We start from the raw sequence: 22823 nt of genomic DNA, 5'->3' as shown, positions 1-22823 counted from the left end.
ATTTACGTGGGAGGGGCTATAATGAAGTGTGAAATATTAGCAGTGGGTACTGAAATACTACTTGGAGATATAGTAAATACCAATGCCCAGTACATAGCTAAAAGATTAAGTGATATTGGAATATTTGTATACCACCAATCAGTGGTAGGAGATAATCCAGAAAGACTAAAGGAGGCCTATGACCTTGCATTTACTAGAGCAGATTTAGTAATTACAACAGGAGGACTTGGGCCCACTAAGGATGATTTAACTAAAGAAATTGCTTTTGAGTATTTTGGTAAAACCAGTGTGCTCCATGAGGAATCTTTTAAATATATTGAGGAAGTTTTTAGGAAGTCTAATAGAACAGTTTCTGTAAGTAATAAGAAACAAGCTTTTTTCCCAAGTGACGCTATAGTTTTAAAAAACAATAATGGAACAGCTCCTGGTTGTATAATAGAGGAAGGGGATAAAGTTCTTGTAATGCTTCCAGGACCGCCAAGAGAAATGAAGCCTATGTTTGAGGAAAGTGTAATTCCATACTTAAAAAAGTTTAGTAAAGAAATACTAGTATCTAAAGTTTTAAGAGTTATAGGAATAGGCGAAAGTGCAGCTGCGGATATGCTTGGAGACTTATTGGACAATGAAAATCCAACTGTAGCACCTTATGCAAAAGAAGGAGAAGTAACCTTTAGAGTAACAGCCAAAGCAAGCAATGAAGAGGAAGCAAAAGCTCTAATTGCGCCTATAGAAGCAAAGGTAAGAGAAATTCTTGGAGATAATGTATATGGCGAGGGAAATACCTGTTTAGAGGAAGTATTAGGTCAATTGCTAACCGAAAAAGGTTTAACTATTGCTACAGCAGAATCCTGTACTGGCGGAATGGTAGCTGCAAGGTTAATAAACTACGGTGGTATATCAGCTTCTTTTCTTGAAGGAGCAGTAACCTATAGTAATGATGCCAAGATTTCAAGGTTAGGAGTAAAAGAAGAAACTCTTAAAGAATATGGAGCGGTAAGTCATGAGGTGGCGGAGGAAATGGCCATTGGAATATGCAAAACCTCAGGTGCTCATATTGGGTTATCAACTACTGGAATAGCAGGTCCAGGTGGCGGAACAAAGGAAAAGCCTGTAGGTCTTGTGTATATAGGACTTTGCTATGGTGGAGAAGTAGTTACAAGAGAGTTAAACCTAAGCGGGGATAGGCAAAAAATAAGACAAAGAGCTACTATTACTATTTTAGATATGTTAAGACGTGAGCTGTTAAGCAGTAAATAAGTTTATATAAAAATCAAAAAATATTCTAGGTTTTTAAACTTATATAAAATAGCTAATATTTAGATACTTAAGCGAGGTAATTTTAAAGGGACTCGAAAATTTTATAAAAGCTTATAAAAAATAGCAAGGAAGTTTTCCTTGCTATTTTAGTTTTTTGGGAAGTATGTTATCTAAATTTATATGGCCATTTCCTTGCTTATACTTTTTATCATTAATTAAAGTTGAGCTGTGTTTTAAAAGACCATAAATATCATCTACCTTATATTCCATGTTGTGTTCATAAAGCAAAGCACAGACCCCTGAAACAAAACCACAAGCTAAAGAAGTACCACTACGATCCACATAAAGGTTTTTCAAGTGAGACGGATAAATTTTTAGCCCATTTCTTTCTGAAATATAAGAAGTATCACAAGCTAGTCCTATAATGTTTTCACTTGCAGCAATAAAGTCTGGTTTTTGAAGGGCCTTAGTTGAACCACAGGAAGAATATGAAGCCACAGTATAAACAGAAGTAGTATCCATTCCTCCAACTGTAATTACATTTGTTAAAGTAGCTAAGCCTTTCATAGAGTCCTCATCATTGCCATTGTGGCCGGCAGGAGTAATAGCAACTATATTTCTTTCCTTGAACCTATCAAGAAGTTTATCATATAGAGAAAGAATGAAAGATGACATATTAAAGGTTTCAAAAGGAAGGCATAAAACCTTTATGTTAAATTCATCAATATCATTATACAAAGCTTCCAGAGCAAGCAAAGTAGTTGATATATATGCTCTTCCTAATTTATCAAAAGCTTTTACCATTACTATGTGACTATTTAACGCAATTCCTCTATTTTTATCCTTTGATCCATGACCGCTGCCACAAATTTGACCAGCTATAAGGGTTCCATGACCATTATCATCATAGGGATAATTATAGCCATTCAATAAGTCCATAAACTTTTTAACTTTATTCCTAGGATTTAAAAGATCAGGATGAGGAAAAACCCCACTATCAATGATACCTACACCAACCCCATTACCAGTTAAATTATAATCCCCTTTTAATATGGTGGAGCTACTTTGAAGAGAGATTCCATTAGCAGATAAAAGGGGTCTGCTACAAAGCTGAGCAAAATCATCTAAGGCAACATGGCGAACTTCAGGTAATTCAATTAATCTCTTAATGGAGCTTCCATTCATAACTGCAGTAATGCACTTAACTGAGGGAATGGTAAAAATTATTTTTCCTCTAAGGGATTTTACCTTTTTTTCTATATTGTCTTTAAGTGATTTATATTGAATTATTACTCTATAGCTATTATATAAACTACATGAAATTGCATGTTTTAATGTAGGATCAAGCTTTCTACCAAAAAATAACATGAGAGCCTCCAAATACATTGTTACACTAGTATTAGTATATGATGGAGACTCTCAAATGTTAAACAATTATTTTAAATTATATAAATCCTTGCACATATTAAAAAATGCAGTTCCAATAGGAGATAAGGTTCTCTTAGAGCTAACTACTAGATATATGGCACGTTTTAAGCAAATATCCTCTAAGCAGGTAAGTTTTAATATTCCGCTATTAAAATATTCCTCGCAAAGGCCACGACTCATGATAGAAATTCCCATACCAAGCTTAACAAATTTTAGCTGAGCATCTAAAGTATTAACTTCGCATAAAACCTTCATTTTATTTAAATCAATATGAGAGTTAGAAAGGGAACTCTCTAAGGTTTGCCTTGTAGCAGATTCCTTTTCTCTAATTATGAAGCTATATTTTAAAAGTTCATCAATGGTTATTTTATCTGGCAAGTTAAGTTTAGGATTGGAAACTATAACCAACTCATCTTCCATAATTTTATAACACTTAATCTTAGGGTTATCAATACTTGTCCCAACAAGGCCTATCTCACAATTCAAATCAATAATATCTTTTATTATTCCAACTGAGCCTTGTTCCTTCACATTAAATTTTACGTTACAGTGAAGTTCATTAAATTTATTGATAAGAGTGGGCAAAATGGAATTACAAGGTGTGGTACTAGCTGAGATATTTAATTTTCCTGATATATTGTTATTAAAGTTTGAAAGCTCAGTTATTGCATGATTTCTAGTATTTATTATATCATTTGCATACTGAAGAAAGGATTCTCCAGCAGGGGTAAGGTTTACTTCCTTTGAAGTTCTGTCAAAAAGCTGAATGTTAAGATCTCGTTCTAAGCTAGAAATATGTGAACTTATTGTTGGCTGAGACAAATAAATAGCATTTGCAGCTTTAGAAAAACTTCTAAGCTTAGCAACACTAATAAAAGCTTCTAATTGCTTAAAATCCATGAATGTCACTCCTAATCACTAAGGCATTTTCAAATGCCTAATATAAAATCTAGTATAATTATCTCTTTAAGTATTACAATTTTCAATAGGGAATATTTAAAATTATAATAAAAATATTTTAAAAAGTATAAATATAAAAGTTAAATTTAAATTCTATGTAAAATTGCTTTAAAAATCTAAAATAAAAATGGAAAAGCGCCTGTTAGCTTTTCCATTTAAAAATAAGAATTCCAACTATCATTATTGCAACACCGAGAAGTTGTCTAAAACCACACCTTACGCACTGAGCACCAAATAATCCAAAGTGGTCAATAGCTGCAGCGGCAGTAAGTTGAGCCACTAAAATAATTGCTATTGCTAAGGTAGTTCCTAGAGCACCTATTCCACGCATAACAGTAAAAGTAATAATAGCACCTAGTACACCACCTAATAGGTATAATTTATTGGCATCCTTAATAGCTCTAAAACTACCATCTCCTATAGCAAAGGCCGCAACTAATGAGGATATAAGCGCTATGCCTTGGACAAATACACTAGTTTCCCAAAGTCCAATTTTTTGACCTAATCTTGTGTTAAACACCCCTTGAAGACTCATGGCAGCACCTGCCACAATGGAGAAAATAATACCTAACATAAAATCACCATCCTCAAGGATAGTTTAACCATAAATATTAGTAAATATTTATAATTAAAGGCCTTTGAAAATAAATAACAAGTTAAAGATTTCTAATAACCTTGATTTTGTCTCTCATGGTTAATTTCATTTTTCTGTACATATGCAGCTTCAATGTCACTTTCACTAAAACCTAAAACATCTCCTAAGTTTAAGAAACAATTGAATAGCAGAATATAATTTTCCCTTGTACTGCTGTTTAAAAAGTTTGAAATAAGAGAATTTAACCTTAAAAAGCCATCAGTAGCATCCTTATTAGCATTAGTAGAAGGACTTAGGGAAATATCCGTAAAGCCACTAGTAATTCCAATGCTTAAAATAAAATGGAGGCCATCTACGTACTCCTCTAAGATTACTTCTCTTGAAGAAGGGCCCTTTTTACTCCAAAACTTAAAACATCTTGTTTCATTAGCTAGCTCACCTATTTCTACAAAAAGAGCAAGAACTTTTTTGTGTAATAAGTTTTCATTTTGCAGATTATGTTCAGTCTCAATTCTTTTATCTAAGATTTCTTGCATTGAAAAAAGTTTATTTAAATTCATTTGTTTTTCCTCACTTTTAATAAGGCATCTGAAAATTAATTAAGTTAAAGATGCCTAAAATCTATTTTAAAATTATGATAGGTTATAATTATAAACCACCATATTACCTTCATCCATTGTTGGTCTCCATAGTTCTAAAGTTTCAATCTTGATTTTTATGTTGTAGCACATATTATGGGCAATATCACAAGCACACTGATAGTCAAAGTCACTCCACTTATTTTGTGAAAAATATGCATTAGCAATAGAAATATGGAGTATATAATCGGTTAGATCTTCTCTAACCTTAAACCCCTTTTTCCCTAGGGCAAAATTCAAGCTGTGAGAAAGTTCTTGTAGCTTCCCACCTTGTAATAAGTTTAAATTAACAGATTTATGAGGGGGCTCAAAACAAACTACCCCATTAGTTGCTGTTTCAAAGGGTTTAAAATTTTTTATAATTTCTTTAATAGATAAATCCAAAAGTTTTAAATCAGGCTCATCAATAGTTTCTACAGTGATGTGAAGCTTAGGAAGCTTTTCATCAGTGGTAAACAGTTTGTACTTTGTACAAAGCTCTCTTTGAATAATTTCTACCTGTTTATAAGAAACCGGGTCTAAGTTTGCCACTAAGTAATAAATCATAAAAAAACCCCCAATAACTATATGGATTTTTATGGTGTAGCAACAAAGTCACACTCAACTTGTACAAGAGTATGGGATTACATCTCCAAGGCTTTTAAAAGTTACAAATGAAAAATTCATTAAGAAGTTATAGTAACTCTTAAGAAGCTATAAAAAATAAAATTATAAAACAATAGGATAAATAAACCCTTTAGAGATAAAGGATTTACTAAAAATTTTAGTAATCCTTTAAATTATAGGTTTTAATAATAGAGTCCTTTTTATTGTTTAAGGCCTTCCAAATTTCAATTTTGTTTATTTTTGCAAATTTAAGAAAGTCTCCTTTGCTTTTGGAATTATCAATGATTAGACCATTGTTTGAAGAAGCTTTTCTTATATTATGATTTGCAGTAGAAAGAGGAATATTAAAGGTAATAGAATTAAAATCCCTAACAGAAAAACCATGTAAGTTTAAGGTGTCAAACATATTTCTCCAAATTCTATTTATATATCCCTTATCTTCTACCTTAAGATTTACAGTGTTAAACTCATCACTAAGAATTAGATTATTATCTATACCAACTTTAAATTTTTTATAGGGACTAATTATTTTAGTAATAACTTCATCTAGTTTTTCAAATTCTGCATTATTAACAGTTCCAAGAGGAATATATAAACATGGAGTATTCTTAAACAACTTATATTTTTTACTTATATTCTTTTGTATATCCACAATATCATCAGAAGAATTCTCGTCTAATACTGCAACTAAATAATATTTCATATTTTTCCTCCAAAAATAACATAATATTAACGTATAATATAATAGTGAATGTATTTTACTCATAATACTCTATGGATTTGTTAATTATAGGATACTATAAGTGATTATAAGATATTATAACATATTTGAATTTTATTGTAATACATTAACATAATTACAATAAAAAACATTACTTTTTTATTATTATCTATTAATTAGCAAAAAAAACCTGCTGCATATTTTAAATTTAATGTTAAAATATCAAGAGTATATGATATAATAAAAAATGTATGACCTAGAAACAAGAAGATTATGCAAGTTGATATAGATAATTAGAGAAAAAATAGTGAGGATGATACCTAAATGGAAAAACTGGTAATTAACGGCGGTAAATCTATATTTGGAAAAGTTAATATAAATGGAGCTAAGAATGCAGCTGTGGCCATATTACCTGCAGCAATTATAGCAAGTAAAGGCACTTCCACAGTAGATAACATTCCAAATATTGAAGATATAAATTGTATAGAAAAGATTTTAAAGTACTTAGGATGCAAAGTGGAGAAGGCTTCAAACTCCATTACTATAGATAGCACAGAGATTACAACTACTAATGCAGATATAGAAGAAGTAAGAAAAATGCGAGCTTCTTATTATTTTCTTGGAGCATTACTTGCTAGATTTAAAAAGGCAAGAGTGGAGCTACCAGGAGGCTGCCCTATAGGGGTAAGACCTATAGACCAACATATTAAGGGTTTTGAAGCCCTTGGCGCTAAGGTTGTTATTGAACATGGAGCTGTTAACTTAACGGCAGATGAGTTAATAGGAACCAGTATTTACTTTGATGTAGTAAGTGTAGGAGCTACTATTAATGTTATGCTAGCTGCTACCTTAGCTAAAGGGGTAACTGTTTTAGAAAACTCAGCAAAGGAACCTCATGTAGTTGACGTAGCTAACTTTTTAAATAGCATGGGAGCTAATATTAAGGGCGCAGGAACAGATACTATAAAAATTACAGGAGTAGAAGAACTTACTGGATGTAATTACTCTGCTATTCCGGATCAAATTGAGGCAGGAACTTTTATGATTGCTACTGCTGCTTGTGGTGGAGAGGTAATTATAAACAATGTAATTCCAAAACACCTGGAATCTATTTCAGCAAAGCTTATTGAAATGGGCGCTGAAGTAATAGAACATGATGATGCAGTTACAATAAAGTCTAAGGGAAGATTAAAAGGGGTAAATATAAAAACCCTACCTTATCCAGGATTCCCTACAGATTTACAACAGCCAATGAGTACTCTTTCAACTATTGCAGAGGGAAGAAGTATTATAAACGAAAGTATATATGAAAGCAGATTTAAACACGTAGATGAACTAAAGAAAATGGGTGCAACTATAAAGGTTGAGGGAAGAATTGCAATAATTGATGGTGTGGAAACTTTAACTGGAGCTCAAGTTAGAGCAACAGACTTAAGAGCTGGAGCAGCAATGGTTATTGCAGGGTTAATTGCAAATGGTACTACTATTGTAGAAGGAATCGAACATATTGACAGAGGTTATCCAAACATTGAAAATAAATTCAAAGCTTTAGGGGCAGATATAAAGAGAATATATGAGTAAATGTTTAGTGTTTCTACCAAAGTCAACTAGAAGGAGTATAATATGAAATTTTGTCCGTTATTTAGTGGTAGTAGTGGAAACAGTATTTTTGTAAGCAGTGAAAATGCAAGAGTTTTGATAGATGTGGGAATGCCAGGGAAGTCTATAGAAAATGAGCTCTTAAATATTCAGGAAAATCCAAATGAAATTGATGGAATCTTTGTTACCCATGAGCACTCAGATCATATAAAAGGTATAGGGGTTTTATCAAGAAGGTATGATATACCTATATATGCAAATGAACTAACTTGGAAAGTAATGTTTGATAAGATTGGAAAAGTTAAAGAGCATAATGTTAAAATTATAGAAGGCAATTTCACAGAAATAAAGGATATAACTGTAGAAAATTTTGAAACTGCCCATGATGCAGCAAAACCATCAGGCTATAAAATTCATTCCCCAAAAGGGAAGGCTTGCATTGCTACAGACTTAGGACACTTTTCTCAAAATGTAAAACAAGCACTTAAGGATGCAGATGTGATACTTTTAGAGAGTAATCATGATGTAGAAATGTTAAAGTTTGGCCCTTATCCTTATCCGCTAAAGAAGAGAATCTTAAGTGATATTGGGCACCTTTCTAATGAGGCCTGTGGAAGAGCTATTTTAGATATTCTTGGAGATAATTATAAGACCATTTATTTAGGGCATTTGAGCAAAACTAATAATTATCCTGAGCTTGCCTATGAAACAGTAATTAGTGTGTTAAGAGAAAATTCAGTAAGCCTTGGCAAGGATGTAACTATAAATATGGCAAGTAGAGATAAACACAGCTTAGTGACACAGCTATAAAATAATATAGTGAGGAGCAAGTTATGAATAAAAAGTTAGTAATAATAGTAAGTGTAATATTAACAATTATTACAGCCGGAATAATCTTAAAAGTTACTGATAGTAACAAGGACAAGGTGAGTATTGCAACCAATGAAAAGCTAAAAAGTAGTAAGTTTCCTTCGGAGAAAGATGGATTTATTCAAATCGACCTTTATTTTAACGATGCTAAAGATGAGGACAAAAATCTTTTAAAGGAAGAAAGACTTCTTAATAAAGAAGAACTTGTTGGTGAAATAATAATTCAAGAACTTATAAAGGGACCAGCAGTTGCAAGTAATACGAAACCAGTATTACCTAAAGAAACTAAACTTTTAAGTTTTTCTATTAAAGACGGAATTGCCTATGTAAATTTTAATAGCAGTGCAGAATTTGCAATGAAAGAAGGTCAAGAAAAGACTTTATTATCAGCAGTTGCAAACTCACTGACTCAACTACCCTCAGTAGAAAAAGTAATGATTACTGTGGAGAATAAGAACATAGAAACCTTAGGTGGAAATTATAATATTTCAAAACCTTTTACAAAGGATAACATTGACACGATAAAGATTCAAAAATAAGTAATTGTTGAAAATAGTAGGTATTTTTATTATAATAAACTAACAAAGGTGTAATACATTTAATAATAAAGGAGATAAGAACATGGGTTTATATACTAACTGGACGGATTATGTTGTAAATTTCGTTAAAGAAAATGGTGAGCCAGCATTCTGGAGAGAATATGCACAGGTTGAAACTAACATATACAGCAAGGTATTAGCTAATCATACTGGAGAAGTAAATGGTGTATTAAGTGAATTAGCAAATAGCTATGGTGTAACTGATATACAATTTATGGGATTCTTAGATGGAATCAATGAAAGCTTAGAGCAAGATTTAGATCTTGAAAAGGTAGAAAATGATACAGAAATAGCAATTAAAATTAACTTTGAAAAGTTATATTTCAATATGCTAGATTCTAAAGCAGATTACCTTTACTCATTACCACAATGGGATGGAATATTCTCACCAGAAAAGAGAAAAGAAATCCAAAGAGAATGGAGAGCTTCAAAAGTTATTGTTAATGAAAACAAAGTTGGAAGAAATGAAGCTTGCCCATGTGGAAGTGGAAAAAAATATAAAAAGTGCTGCGGTAAATAGTGTAGCCATGTAATTCTTAAGATTTATACACTCTTATAAGCTTATTTTCTGTAGCTTATAAGAGTGTTTTACTTTTTGAATATATTTAGATTAGAGAATGGTAATTAGGTTTAAATAAATACCATTCTTGATGAATAACTATTTATCAGGAAGTAAGTAATAAGGTTATAGAGGTGTAAAGTTAGGGTGATTTAAACTTAATATACCCAACGTAAAAAACTAAAACAATTACAATGGATAGAAGAATTAGCAACCATTAAATTCAAGTTGAATATGGAAGGTTTTAATTTATAACAAATGTAGATACTTAATTGAGTTAAATCACAAAATATAAATAAAAAGAAAATTCACAAGGAGACATTATGAACATAACAGTAATTTCAGTAGGAAAATTAAAAGAAAAATATCTTAAGGAAGCTATAGATGAATATGCTAAAAGACTTCAAAGATATTGTAAAATATCAATAATTGAGCTTCAAGATGAAAAAACTCCAGACAATGCCTCAGAAAAAGAAGAATTACAAATTAAAAATAAAGAGGGAGAAGCAATACTAAAGTCTATAAAAGATAATAGTTTTGTTATAGCTTTAGACTTAAAAGGAAAAATGCTAACTTCAGAGGAATTTAGTGCATACATACAGGATTTAGGGGTAAGTGGGAAAAGCGACCTAGTATTTGTTATTGGAGGATCCTTAGGGCTTTCTCAGGAGGTACTAAATAGAGCAAACTATAAACTATGCTTTTCTAAAATGACTTTTCCACATCAATTATTTAGAGTAATGCTACTAGAACAGATATATAGAGGATTTAGGATAATGAAGGGTGAACCGTACCATAAGTAAGTGCAGCTTCTCTTTGGAAGCTTGATATACCTGATGGTAGAGTGATTTTATAGACCAATACATCATATAAAAAGTTAAAATAATTATAATATGCTTTTTTATGTTGAAAACTTACAACAGATATCTTATGAATTCATGAAAACCATAAGATAAAAATTTGATATGCTACTGAAATCTTGCTCAGCTTTCCTTGACCTCACTTGTGATTTTAGTAGTAATAGGCCCTAATACAAGGACTTCTTTAAGATACTGTTGTAAGTTCTTCTGTGTCATTGTACCTAGAGAATTTAAATGTTTTATTACCTTCCGCTTTTTCTATAGCATTTTCTATATGCACTAATAGCTTTCTTAAAAGATAATCCTCATTTATATCATTGTCCTTTTTTTCTAACTCAACATAATATCCTTCAGTTGCTATAGTAATTATTTCTGCACTATTTACTAAATAGTTAAAGACAGACATGTCCACGGCATTGATAGCTTTTTTAGTATGGAAGCAATCCAAATCAATATCTAAAATAAATTTCTTATTTATTCTATTGGAGACAAAAAAATCAGGTATAAAATTATTTATCTGATTTAATTTATACAATAGTTCCTCTCCTTCTATTACCTTATCATATACATCAATTTGATACTCATCGTCATGTGAACTGCTAGTGCGGCAAGGATCTATATAGTATATTTTACTATTGGCATAATCTCTGCAAATACCTACATTTAGCATGCTAAATACTGCCGCATCTGATATCATCCCTGTTTGCAATGCAAAATCTATATGTTCATCATTACAAAGCTTGTCCAATGATGAGGCAATCATACTTGAGTCCTTTATATCTACATTTGCTATCAACTGATCTCTTACGGATTTCCATTTTAGGTCAGCAACCTTACGGGAATACCTGGAAAATGCACTACGGGTATCCATATGGTGGTCAAAGGTCAATAATACTGGTGCAGATTCATTGCTAGAAGCATATTCTGACCATGGAATTATAACTTCGTGATGATTCTCTACAATATAAATTTTCTTTCCTCTTATTACTTTTTCAATTACTTTATCTGTTTGCAACGATAATCACTCCTTTAAAAACACCATACAAGTTTCGACGTTATATAGAATATCATATTTTTAATAAAAGGAAAAGTGTCGTTTGGAGTAGGATTATGTTGTAAAAAGTTTTTATCATCACATTTGGGTTTAAATAGCTGTAGAAAACTCTTAAAAAGGCAAATCCATAAGTATCATTGATGTGCCAACTAGGTGAGGACTTGATGTACTAATTTTAAATATGGTATAGTATGATTTATAAAAATATAACTGAATAAGAGGTATAAATTATGATAAAACCTATTATAAAAGATGTATTGTTTTTAGGACAAAAATCAGAAGATGCAACTAAAAATGATATAGTAGTCATTGATGATTTAATAGATACATTAAGAGCAAACCTTGAAAATTGTGTTGGATTGGCTGGTAATATGATTGGAGTAAAAAAGCGTATATTAGTATTTGCTGTAGGCAACCTTATTGTGCCTATGATAAATCCAGTTATATTAAATAAAGAAGGAACTTATGAAACTGAAGAGAGTTGTTTATCTTTAATTGGCCTTAGAAAAACAAAGAGGTATAAAAAGATAGAAGTGGAATATTTTGATAGAAATTTTAAGAAACAAAAACAAGTGTTTACTGGATTTATAGCACAAATAATTCAACACGAAATGGATCATTTTGAAGGTATAATAATTTAAATAAATAATTAAAATATAAAGTAATGTTAGCATAGAAGCCATTGAGAACCATGTGAGGTTTATAAACGGGGTTTTCCTCTGATCATTGATTAATAATGATTAGGGCTACTGTTATTTAGAAACATAGTATATACTTGATTAAAACAGAAACAGGTATTAAAAAAAGAAAGAGAGCGAAAAAATGGAAAAGTTTTTTAAAGCAATAGAGGAAAAAATAAGAAAGTCAGGATATCCTGGAGAAGTCAGTGGTGAAGAAATTTATACTGAAATAAGTGATGAGGCTGAGGATAAAGAAGAAGGAAGCTACTTATTTATGAAGAAACAAACTGATGATATCATGTTTGAGTACAGAGTGGATATTTTAGAGGATAATATTAATTTAGCAACTCTCACCATATATACAGCAGAGAGAAAATACTTTATTGATTTTGATGCTGAATAGATAGAAGTATTATGGCCAATACCACCACCTTAACTATAGTGAAGTAATTCACCAATAATCTAGGAGGATAAAACGTTCAAAACCGACCTATTCATCCATTACGGATTTGAAGATATTAATGTGCTAAACAACTTTGTAGTTTTGTTTTCAGATTTGGAGGAGTGCTTTCGACGGTGACTTCTCCATTTCCTATTTTAACATAAAAATATAGGATAAAGGAGTGTTAAGCTTATTTAGCGCATTCGTTTATCCTCTTTTTATTCTCCAGGAGAATTTAATTCGACAAATAGTTTGACTTTTAGGAGATTTTAAAACGAAAATCTACATTTATTTACAAATATAGGATTTGTGTTATAATTATGTATTAGTGTATAAAGATGGTGTGATAAATGAGTGTTATATGGATTATGATATATGGAATAATATATTCTTTTTCTGAAAAATATTCTAAATTATTTGGAGAAAATCATATACTAACGGTCTTTGCAATAATGCTATATATTGTTGTTTTGTATATGTTTTTGAAAAAACGGAAGAGGTTATCAGTATATGGCATATGTTTTCCTAAATACTGGAGAAAAAAAGACGTTGGTTGGTTGATACCTTTATTGAGTTTTCCTTTTGCAAATATGTATTTGCAAGGAAATCAAACAATGTTACAGAATTCCTGGATAATGTTTTTACTGATGTTATTTACAGTATTTCTAGAAGAATTATTGTTTCGTGGATATTTGTTAGTATATCTCTTCGAAAAGTGTTGGATTGATAACAAATGGATTGGAATGATTATTTCAAGTGTTTTGTTTGGAATGTTTCATATTGTGAATATTTTTCAAGGAGCGGATATCTTATATACTATGATTCAAATGCTTTGTGCTTTTGGGATAGGATTGTGTTTGTGTGTGCTAGTGTCACAATATAAATCCATATTTCCAGGGACAATCGTTCATTATCTAATTAATATTACTTCATTTGATATGGAAAAAAGCAATTATCATGTATTATTCTTCTTTATTATACTATCAGTTTTACATATTTCTTATGCATTTTTATTGAAGTGGAAGTGGCGGACTATTTAATAAACATTATATCCGTTGCTATGCAAAGGGAACAAAAGTTGTGCACTTGAGTATCATGCACAATTTTACTTTAAAAATAATAATAGAAAGAACAACGTAAGGGGTTAAGGGAGATTATGAAATTTTATATTGATCCAGGAACTGGAAGCATGCTTTTTGCTATTTTAATTGGCATTATTGGAGCACTTAAATATGTGATTCGGATGACAATGGTTAAGCTACGGTTTATTCTAAGTGGCGGGAAAAAAGTGGAGACGAATTCTGGAAGAATTCCATACGTAATTTTTTCAGATAACAAAAGATATTGGAATGTTTTTGAACCTATATGTAGGGAATTTGATCGAAGAGGCATTGATATTGTTTATATGACTGCATCGCCAGATGATCCTGTTCTTGAGTGCCAGTATGAACATGTAAAAGGAAAGTTTATTGGTAAAAATAATGTGGCATTCGCAAAGCTTAACTTTTTAAATGCCACCATTGTTTTATCTACCACACCGGGTTTGGATGTTTATCAATGGAAAAGATCAAAAGATGTACAATGCTATGTGCATATTCTGCATGCAGCAAGTGATGTAACATTGTATCGAATGTTTGGAATTGATTACTATGATTCAATGTTATTATCAAGTCAATATCAGCTTGAAGATGTGCGAAAGCTGGAACAGTTAAGGCAATTACCAGAAAAAGATATTCATATAGTTGGATTACCATATATGGATGAAATGGTACAGCGATTGAAGAATAGTGATCCGGTAGAAACTCATGATAGAACAGTACTATTGGCTCCTTCATGGGGACCAAGTGCCATTTTTAGTAAGTTTGGCGGAGACATTATAAAAGTACTCTTAAAGACGGGATATCATGTTATTGTGAGACCACATCCACAATCATTTGAATCAGAACAAGATATGATTGGTAAGATTATGAAAGAATATCCAGAATCCGAGCAATTAGAATGGAATAGGGATGTTGATAATTTTGATGTGTTGAAACGTTCTGATATATTGATTTCGGATTTTTCTGGAGTAACATTCGATTTTGCTTTGGTTTATGACAAACCAATTATTTATGCGGATACAAAATTTGATAAAGCACCATATGATGCATGGTGGTTAGAAGAAGATCTTTGGACTACTACAGCACTTCCAAGAATTGGAGTGAAATTAACAGAAGAGAAAATGGATTCATTAAAAGAAATGATCGATACGTGTTTAGAGGATCCGAAGTTTGCCAAAGGTCGTAAAGAAGTTCGAAATGAAACATGGGAGTATTTTGGAGAAGGAACCAAGAGAACTGTAGACTGGTTACTAAATAAATATAGCCAGTTGACCAAAGAAGAGGAGGATAAATAAAAATGACAATATCTAATATATTATATACAATTTTAATATCTCCACTTCAATTATTTTTTGAGATTATTTATATGATGGCTAATAAGATTATTGATAATCCAGGAATGTCAATTATTGTATTGAGTTTGGCAATGAATTTTTTAGTGTTGCCTCTTTATCGAAGAGCTGATGCTATGCAAGAGGAAGAGCGTGATATGGAAGCAAAACTTCATGATGGAGTAGCTCATATCAAGAAAACATTCAAAGGCGACGAAAAAATGATGATTCTGCAAACCTTTTATAGGCAGAATAATTACAAACCAACGGATGTATTCAAAGGCTCAATTTCATTGTTTTTGGAAATTCCGTTCTTTATTGCTGCGTATCAGTTTTTATCACATTTACAGATATTACAAGGTGTACAATTTGGTGTTATTGCAGATTTGGGGGCACCAGATGCATTGATTGCGATTGGTAATTTTCATATTAATTTGTTACCAATTATTATGACTGCAGTGAATCTTGTGTCTTGTGTAATATTTACAAAGGGATATCCCATGAAAACGAAAGCTCAATTGTATTTAATGGCAATCTTCTTTTTCATCTTTTTATATAGTTCTCCAGCGGGATTAGTTTTTTATTGGACATTGAACAATATTTTTTCTTTAGTAAAAACTATTTTCTACAAATTAAAGAATGCAAAGAAAATCTTAAATATTATGTTCGCATTTGCAGGAGCAGCTTTAATCACTTATGCAGTAAAGTTCTTATATACAGAAGGCCTAACAAGATTTATTAGCGTTGCAGGAATTGGTGTTGCATTTATGACACCACTTATTATTTCTGTAATAAAAAAATATAGTAAGATAGAATTGAAAACATTAAATATTGAATCAAATCGTAAAGTATATTTTGCTGGGGCAATATTTATGGTTATTTTAATTGGTTGCATGATACCCTCAGCAGTTATTAAGGCTTCACCTCAAGAGTTTGTGGATCTACATTATTATGTAAATCCTTTATGGTATATTTCTAGTGCATTGTGCTTCTCTATTGGAACATTTTTTGTATGGATGGGGGTATTTTATTGGTTAACGAATAAGAAGTACAAAGCATATTTCGATGTTGCAGTTTGGATAGTATGCGGAATAATGACGTTGAATTATATGTTCTTTGGAAAAAATTTAGGAATATTAAGTAATTCGCTAAGTTATGAAAATGGCATGTCTTTTGACCGTGTGCAAAAAATGCAAAATTTAGCGGCTATCGTTGGTGTAGCTATTATTATGTTTGTTATTTATCGATTTGGTAGGAAAATAGTTTCGCAGGTTCTAATTATTTGTGCAATTGCATTAGGTGTAATGTCATTTTATAATGTAGTTAAAATAAATGAATCAGTTTCTCAAATAAAGGATGGGGTTACACAGGCCAAGGAAGATGCTCCTTCTTTTTCACTTAGCAAGTCAGGAAAAAATGTTGTGGTATTGATGATGGATAGAGCAATGAATGAATATATTCCTTATTTTTTAAATGAAAAACCGGAATTGAAGGATATGTTTTCAGGATTTACCTATTACCCAAATACACTTTCTTTCGGAGGATTTACCAATTTGGCTACACCTGCTTTATTTGGAGGGTATGAATATACGCCGATGGAGATAAATAAACGTGACGCAGAGACTTTGGTATCTAAACAAAACGAGGCGTTAAAGGTTATGCCAGTGTTGTTTGATAAAAATGATTATAATGTAACAGTGTGTGACCCACCTTATGCAAATTATCAATGGATACCGGATTTATCCATTTATGACGAATATCCAGATATTCATAGGTATAATACGTCGGGGAAATTTGCATCTAAAGAGAGTAGGGTAATTAAGTCTGTCAATAATAAGAGAAATTTTTTTTGTTATAGTATTATGAAAACGGCTCCTTTATTTGGACAAGTTTTATTGTATGATGATGGAAACTATTACCATAAGAGTATCGCAGATGCTGCAGAGGGACAAACATTAGTAAATAATTTTGTTGCAGATGGAATGGATCTAGATTTTATGAATGAGTATTCTACGTTAGAAAATCTATCTAGCATGACAGAAATAAAGAATGATAACACGAATACATTTCTAATGATGACAAATAATACGACTCATGAACCAATACTACTTCAAGAACCAAATTATGTTCCAGCAGAGCATGTAGATAATACTTTATATGAAGCTGAGAATGCAAATCGATATACTATAGATGGAAAAACATTAAAAATGGAAACATCAAAACATTATATTCATTATCAAACGAATATGGCAGCTATGCTAAAGATTGGTGAATGGATGGACTATCTGAAAAAGAATAATGTGTATGATAATACAAGGATAATTATTGTAGCAGATCATGGAAGGGATTTACAACAATTGAACCACATGATATTGGATGATGGTAAGGATAGTCTTTATGATGCAGAACTTTATAATCCGTTGTTATTAGTGAAGGATTTTAATAGTAATAAGTTTTCAACTTCAGAAGAATTTATGACAAATGGTGATGTGCCAACACTTGCAGTGAAGGACCTTATTGAAAATCCCAATAATCCTTTTACAGGAAAAAAAATTAATAATAATAATAAATATGACCAGGAACAGTATATATTAGGTTCATTTGAATTTGATATATCAACAAACAATGGAAATGGTTACCTTCCAGGAACCTGGTTAAAAGTTCATAGTGATATAAGGAATAAAAATAATTGGTCTGTTTCAAATGAAAATTCTACTTTTCCAACACAAAAGTAAAATGCCTGGTCATGAGTTTCAATAGCTGATAAAAAGGCTCGGATGCCCAATCTATAATGGCACCCGAGCTTTCTTTATGCTTTTTGGCTCACCATAGTGATGTTTGAGGTAGAAGAAAAAATACACTAAGAATAACATAGTAAATGTCATCTACAGAGGAGCTTTAGTCACCTTAACAGAAATTTTTGAAAAAAACCTATCTGGATCCTTTGTTATTATCTCATCAGAAATATTTTCTATATAAATATTTCCACAAGGAGAAAGTTTATTACTTCTAATAAACTTTTCTATTTTATAAAAGATATTTATATTATCAGCTAAATAACTATTATCATATGCTATAACATAAAAACCAGAAGGTTTTACTGTTTTTTGTATAAGTTCAAGGTTAGGATGGATTTTGTAAAAGTAATTATAGCTATGATTTTCATTACAAGATAAATCATCATAATCAGCATAAACGCCTAATGGGTAACCATAAACTAAATTTTTACTGCTAGCATAATTTAGAAAGTTAATAAAATCATTTTCCAAATTATCACTATAAAATTTAGCTTCAGGTCCTAAAAATATAAGTTCTTCATCACAATATTCTAAAAAAATTTTATTGCAGTTCATAGTTGATATTATAGAAATGTTATCAGTTCTTTTTTCGATAATATAATTCATTTGATTTAATCTATTAAGTTCCTCTAGTATTTTCTTTTTCTGATTATTGATTAGATTAAGTAAATTATTTGGAGATATATCTTCTATATAGCTTTTTATTTCTTTTAATGGAATGCCTAACTCTTTTAAAGTCATGATTATACTAACTTCATCTAATTGATTATAGGAATAATATCTGTAACCATTATCTTTTATTATTAGAGGTTTCAATATTCCTATGTTATCATAATATATTAAATTTTTTCTGCTTATTCCAGATAATTTAGAAAAAATACCTATAGATAAGTATTTATTTGAATCTATAAAGTTATTCATAAATTAAACCCTCCACAAATGTTAAAATACATAAATTTCAGCCAATTCACTACGCTAAAGTTGCTAGTTTGTTTATTAAATTCTATATAATAATACTTTTTCTTTAAAACATTTTATTTTAAAAAAGTATTGACTGTCAAGTTACTATACAGGCTATTGTTTATTTTATAGATAATAGCCAATTTTTATGTACAAACTACATAAAAAACATACTATTTATAATGAAAAAATATAAATTACTGTGAGGAATAAGGATGAAAGAAATACTTTCATCACGTTTTATGCCTCTAAAGAAAGGAATAAATGTGAGTATGAAGAAAAAAATTCTTAAGATTAGTATATCTTTATTTGTGGTTATGATTATTTTAATAGGTATATTTATAGTTCAGAATGATTTTCAAATGATAGAAAAATCAGTAGATATCAAAACTACAAAGGGTATTCTAAAGGGAACTTTGATTTTGCCAAAAGAGGTGTCAGGTAAGATGGGATTAGTGGTGTTTATTCACGGAGATGGACCAGCAGATGCTTCTTACAATGATCAATACAAACCTATGTGGGAGAAATTGGCTAAACAAGGTTATGCATGTTTATCTTGGAGTAAACCTGGAGTAGGTGGTTCAGATGGGAATTGGCTATTGCAGTCAATGGAGGATAGAGCTATTGAAGCTAATGAGGCTATTGAGTGGGTTAAAACCTTACCAGAAATTGATGATAATAGAATTGGACTATGGGGTGCAAGTCAAGCTGGGTGGGTTATTCCTAAAATAGTCCAAATAAATAAAAATATTGCTTTTAATATTCTAGTGGCGCCTGCAATAAATTGGATTGAGCAAGGAAGATATAATACATTAAAAGAGTTGGAGAAAAAAGGGACTAAAAAGGAAGAAATAGATAAAGAAGAAAAAGACTTTGAATTTGAGTTAGAACTTATAAAAAAAGGATTAAGTTATGAAGAATATGTGGCAGTAGGGAAGAAAGATATAGTTACAGAAGATAGGTGGACATTTATTAAGAAAAATTATAAATCAGATGCAAGAGAGGATATAAAGCATTTTTATAGCCCGGTAAAACTATTTTTAGGAGGCAGAGACATAAATGTGGATAGCTATAATACAAAAGAAGTATATGAAAAGAAAGTATCTCAAGAACTTTTAAATGTTACATTAATACCGGATACGGATCATTTTATGTTGAAAGCGTCTCTAGTAAATTCAAAAGTAAAAGCTTTTTTTACAGCTATATTTGCACCAAGAGAACTTGCACATAAACAATATTATAATGAAGTTGAGCAATTTTTAAAGGAACAAGAAAAGAAGTTAAGGTAATTTATAACCATAATGAGAATAAAAAACTAAGTTAGAAAGGAGAGAATATTAATGAAGATTAAATTGTATGAAAAAAAGCACTATGATGATATCCTATCAGTTATGGCGGAAACTTGGAATTTTCATATGTATTTTCCGCAAGCTAAAGATAGAACTTTAATTTATAAGATGGCATTAGATTCAATTTTAATACTTTATACTTATAATTATGTGGTTGTAGATAAAAGTGAAAAAGCTGTTGGCTTATTAGTAGGAACAGTAAATAGTAAGGTGAGTTTAGGATTAAGATTAAATAAGTTGATACGATCATCATCATTATTTATAAAAGCAACATATTACATCTTAACAAATAGATTAGGAAACAAAGCACAAACTCTAAACACACTTAATGAATTAGGCAAAGTGTTTAAAAGATTACAAAGAGATAAAAAACAATTTGATTCTTCAGTAGAGTTATTTATGTTATTGCCATCTTACAGGGGTATTGGAATAGGAAGAAAACTTATGGATCATTTTATTTATTACTGTAAAAAATATGGCTCAAAATGCATATTTTTATATACTGATAGAAGTTGTAACTTTGAGTTTTATGAAAAGTACGGATTTGTAAAACATGACGCTATTCATAATCAGTTACTTCCTAATTGCGAGTATAATACAAATGGATTTGTGTATAAATATTACATATAAGTAAGGCGTATATGTAAATATTTCACATCATTCGACTTACATCAAGTTCATTACACCAATATAACTCCAACAAAATAATTGTAAGATAGTTTTTATTGTTTATTACAAGAGCAACTTTTAATTTAATCTTTCATCAAAATTTAATTGTACTTTAATACTAAATGAACCTTCAATAATTCCAGATATTTTACTAAATAATTACTAGCTAATTGTATATTATACTAACTCTTTTATCTGTAATTAAGCTATCATGGAGTTGCTGTATTTCTTTTAAATCAGCGATTGATATGCTTTAAATGTTTCTTATAAAAACTAATAGCATCTTGAACTTTTCCACTCATTGAAAGGAGAATAGTTGTTTCTAAGGTTTTACTCATAATATTAATCTTATTTTTGAAATAAATTGCATATCAATGATTATACGATTGATATATAATTTATTATAAAATTTGAATGTACTAAAATACGAAACCTTTATTTAAAATAATTTGAAAGTAGGGGAGATATAAAAAATCAGAAAGATTAAATCATATTATAATATACCTAAAGCATATTGATTCCCATCATAGGTAATAAATGGTTATAGAGTAAAATAGTGAAATTGACAAGTATAAATAATCTTTGTATAATCTTATTAATATATTTTTAGGAGGATTTTTATGAATACGCTTAATATTGTTAAAGCAAATTTAATACATCATCATTACTAGAGACTTGGTCTGTTTGAAAGCAGATACAAGTCTATTTGGAGTTAGGCTTGTATCTCTGGTAATGATAAATTAAGCGCAGTCATAATTTATTTAAACCATGTAGCATACTTGCCTACATGGTTTTTTGTTATCTAAAAAAATATAGGAGTGAGTAAAATGAAAAATGAGATAATTAAACCTAGTATACTACCAGGATTTATGGAGTTATTACCAAGGGAGCAGCAAGTATTTAATGATATAGTATCGAAAATAACAAAGGTATATGAGCGAAATGGGTGCTTAGCAATAGATACCCCAATAATAGAAAAAGCAGAGGTACTACTTGCAAAAGGTGGTGGAGAAACAGAAAAACAAGTATATTCCTTTGAAAAAGGAAAAAATAAGCTAGCCTTGAGATTTGATTTAACAGTACCTTTTGCTAGATATGTAGCACAATATTATAACGATATAAATTTTCCTTTTAAAAGGTATCAAATAGGGAAGGTTTATAGGGGAGAAAGAAATCAAAAAGGAAGATACAGAGAATTTTACCAGTGCGATATAGATGTTATCGGCAAAGATAAATTAAGTATAGATAATGATGCTTGGGTTATAAGTTTAGCGTCTAAAGCTTTTAAATCAATAGGATTAAGCAACTATAAATTTCAAATAAGCAATAGAAAAATTTTAAAAGGGTTATTAAATGAAATAAAAATAGATGAAGTCAATGAGGTTATGTGTTTAATAGATAAATATGATAAGATAGGCAAAGAAAGCTTCTCTAAAGAGTTAGTGGATCTTATAGGATTTGAAAAAGCTCAGTATATTAATAAGGTTTTAGATATAAAAGGAAGTAGCAAAGAAATAGGAGAAAAGCTTTTAAAACTTAATATTGGTAATGAATATTTCATTGAGGGCGTAGAAGAATTAAATAAAGTTTGCTCTATGTTATCAATATTAGGGGTAGAAGATGAAGAGTTTGAAATAAACTTAAAAATTATAAGAGTATTCCTGTAATAAAGAGATTTAGTCTTTGAAGATAACAAAAAAACCTGATATAAATATATTGTGTCACTTGCAAGAAGACAACAATAATTC

General features: G+C 30.4%; 21 protein-coding genes and 1 pseudogene. 14 read left to right on the top strand and 8 right to left on the bottom strand.

Annotated elements, in window-relative coordinates; genetic code table 11:
* Positions 1-21: 21 nt before the first annotated feature.
* Positions 22-1257 carry a competence/damage-inducible protein A gene (locus J2Z44_RS16145; protein WP_021285712.1) on the top strand — a complete coding sequence of 412 codons (1236 nt, stop codon included), beginning with the start codon at positions 22-24 and terminating at the stop codon, positions 1255-1257.
* Positions 1258-1398: 141 nt separating this feature from the next.
* Here J2Z44_RS16145 and J2Z44_RS16140 read toward each other — a convergent pair whose 3' ends face one another.
* The 6 genes from J2Z44_RS16140 to J2Z44_RS16115 all read right to left on the bottom strand — a co-directional run bounded on the left by J2Z44_RS16140 (position 1399) and on the right by J2Z44_RS16115 (position 6187).
* Entirely contained in the window at positions 1399-2625 is a 1227-nt protein-coding gene (locus J2Z44_RS16140) for a S8 family serine peptidase (RefSeq protein WP_021285713.1), read from the bottom strand.
* Positions 2626-2691: 66 nt separating this feature from the next.
* Positions 2692-3585: a selenium metabolism-associated LysR family transcriptional regulator gene (locus J2Z44_RS16135; protein ID WP_209649809.1), complete on the bottom strand. Its 894-nt coding sequence runs from the start codon at positions 3583-3585 to the stop codon at positions 2692-2694.
* Positions 3586-3787: 202 nt separating this feature from the next.
* The gene (locus J2Z44_RS16130) at positions 3788-4219 is read right to left on the bottom strand and encodes a DMT family transporter (RefSeq protein WP_021285715.1); all 432 of its coding nucleotides are present in this window, start codon (positions 4217-4219) and stop codon (positions 3788-3790) included.
* 92 nt (positions 4220-4311) lie between these two features.
* Positions 4312-4800 carry a dUTP diphosphatase gene (locus J2Z44_RS16125; protein WP_021285716.1) on the bottom strand — a complete coding sequence of 163 codons (489 nt, stop codon included), beginning with the start codon at positions 4798-4800 and terminating at the stop codon, positions 4312-4314.
* A gap of 72 nt (positions 4801-4872) precedes the next feature.
* Positions 4873-5424, bottom strand: a complete 552-nt coding sequence (locus J2Z44_RS16120) for a 2'-5' RNA ligase family protein (protein WP_021285717.1) — start codon at positions 5422-5424, stop codon at positions 4873-4875.
* Positions 5425-5641: 217 nt separating this feature from the next.
* Positions 5642-6187, bottom strand: a complete 546-nt coding sequence (locus J2Z44_RS16115) for a hypothetical protein (RefSeq protein WP_021285718.1) — start codon at positions 6185-6187, stop codon at positions 5642-5644.
* Positions 6188-6529: 342 nt separating this feature from the next.
* On the opposite strand from J2Z44_RS16115, the gene J2Z44_RS16110 reads away from it, so the two are divergent.
* From J2Z44_RS16110 to rlmH, 5 genes are all read left to right on the top strand, one after another.
* Positions 6530-7786 carry a UDP-N-acetylglucosamine 1-carboxyvinyltransferase gene (locus J2Z44_RS16110; protein WP_021285719.1) on the top strand — a complete coding sequence of 419 codons (1257 nt, stop codon included), beginning with the start codon at positions 6530-6532 and terminating at the stop codon, positions 7784-7786.
* A gap of 42 nt (positions 7787-7828) precedes the next feature.
* On the top strand, positions 7829-8614 hold the full coding sequence (locus tag J2Z44_RS16105) for an MBL fold metallo-hydrolase (protein WP_021285720.1): 786 nt from the start codon (positions 7829-7831) through the stop codon (positions 8612-8614).
* A 23-nt stretch (positions 8615-8637) separates the two neighbouring features.
* Positions 8638-9213 carry a GerMN domain-containing protein gene (locus tag J2Z44_RS16100; protein ID WP_021285721.1) on the top strand — a complete coding sequence of 192 codons (576 nt, stop codon included), beginning with the start codon at positions 8638-8640 and terminating at the stop codon, positions 9211-9213.
* Positions 9214-9295: 82 nt separating this feature from the next.
* Positions 9296-9793 carry an SEC-C metal-binding domain-containing protein gene (locus tag J2Z44_RS16095; RefSeq protein WP_021285722.1) on the top strand — a complete coding sequence of 166 codons (498 nt, stop codon included), beginning with the start codon at positions 9296-9298 and terminating at the stop codon, positions 9791-9793.
* A 362-nt stretch (positions 9794-10155) separates the two neighbouring features.
* Positions 10156-10635 carry a 23S rRNA (pseudouridine(1915)-N(3))-methyltransferase RlmH gene (gene rlmH, locus J2Z44_RS16090; RefSeq protein ID WP_021285723.1) on the top strand — a complete coding sequence of 160 codons (480 nt, stop codon included), beginning with the start codon at positions 10156-10158 and terminating at the stop codon, positions 10633-10635.
* Positions 10636-10876: 241 nt separating this feature from the next.
* On the opposite strand, the gene J2Z44_RS16085 is transcribed toward rlmH, so the two are convergent.
* Positions 10877-11707 carry a UPF0489 family protein gene (locus J2Z44_RS16085; RefSeq protein WP_021285724.1) on the bottom strand — a complete coding sequence of 277 codons (831 nt, stop codon included), beginning with the start codon at positions 11705-11707 and terminating at the stop codon, positions 10877-10879.
* A gap of 269 nt (positions 11708-11976) precedes the next feature.
* On the opposite strand from J2Z44_RS16085, the gene J2Z44_RS16080 reads away from it, so the two are divergent.
* The 5 genes from J2Z44_RS16080 (at position 11977) to J2Z44_RS16060 (ending at position 18034) form a co-directional block, all read left to right on the top strand.
* Positions 11977-12387 (top strand): peptide deformylase, encoded by a 411-nt coding sequence (locus J2Z44_RS16080; protein ID WP_021285725.1) that lies wholly within the window; start codon positions 11977-11979, stop codon positions 12385-12387.
* Between the two features lie 181 nt (positions 12388-12568).
* Positions 12569-12829 (top strand): hypothetical protein, encoded by a 261-nt coding sequence (locus tag J2Z44_RS16075; protein WP_021285726.1) that lies wholly within the window; start codon positions 12569-12571, stop codon positions 12827-12829.
* A 389-nt stretch (positions 12830-13218) separates the two neighbouring features.
* Positions 13219-13908, top strand: a complete 690-nt coding sequence (locus J2Z44_RS22095; protein ID WP_021285727.1) for a CPBP family intramembrane glutamic endopeptidase — start codon at positions 13219-13221, stop codon at positions 13906-13908.
* Positions 13909-14024: 116 nt separating this feature from the next.
* Positions 14025-15263, top strand: coding sequence for a CDP-glycerol glycerophosphotransferase family protein (locus J2Z44_RS16065; protein ID WP_021285728.1), 1239 nt, complete (start codon positions 14025-14027; stop codon positions 15261-15263).
* 2 nt (positions 15264-15265) lie between these two features.
* Positions 15266-18034 (top strand): YidC/Oxa1 family membrane protein insertase, encoded by a 2769-nt coding sequence (locus J2Z44_RS16060; RefSeq protein ID WP_209649807.1) that lies wholly within the window; start codon positions 15266-15268, stop codon positions 18032-18034.
* A gap of 150 nt (positions 18035-18184) precedes the next feature.
* Here the strand turns inward: J2Z44_RS16060 and J2Z44_RS16055 are convergent, their stop codons facing one another.
* Positions 18185-19018: a MerR family transcriptional regulator gene (locus J2Z44_RS16055; RefSeq protein ID WP_021285731.1), complete on the bottom strand. Its 834-nt coding sequence runs from the start codon at positions 19016-19018 to the stop codon at positions 18185-18187.
* 254 nt (positions 19019-19272) lie between these two features.
* On the opposite strand from J2Z44_RS16055, the gene J2Z44_RS16050 reads away from it, so the two are divergent.
* From J2Z44_RS16050 to J2Z44_RS16040, 3 genes and pseudogenes are all read left to right on the top strand, one after another.
* Positions 19273-20346 carry an alpha/beta hydrolase family protein gene (locus J2Z44_RS16050; protein WP_021285732.1) on the top strand — a complete coding sequence of 358 codons (1074 nt, stop codon included), beginning with the start codon at positions 19273-19275 and terminating at the stop codon, positions 20344-20346.
* Between the two features lie 51 nt (positions 20347-20397).
* On the top strand, positions 20398-21036 hold the full coding sequence (locus J2Z44_RS16045; RefSeq protein ID WP_021285733.1) for a GNAT family N-acetyltransferase: 639 nt from the start codon (positions 20398-20400) through the stop codon (positions 21034-21036).
* A gap of 866 nt (positions 21037-21902) precedes the next feature.
* Positions 21903-22730, top strand: a pseudogene (locus tag J2Z44_RS16040) (ATP phosphoribosyltransferase regulatory subunit); the annotation flags it as partial.
* Positions 22731-22823: the final 93 nt, after the last annotated feature.

The sequence above is a fragment of the Clostridium punense genome (assembly GCF_017874425.1).
Classification (GTDB): domain Bacteria; phylum Bacillota; class Clostridia; order Clostridiales; family Clostridiaceae; genus Clostridium_J; species Clostridium_J punense.
This window is presented reverse-complemented; position numbering and strand designations above follow the sequence as displayed.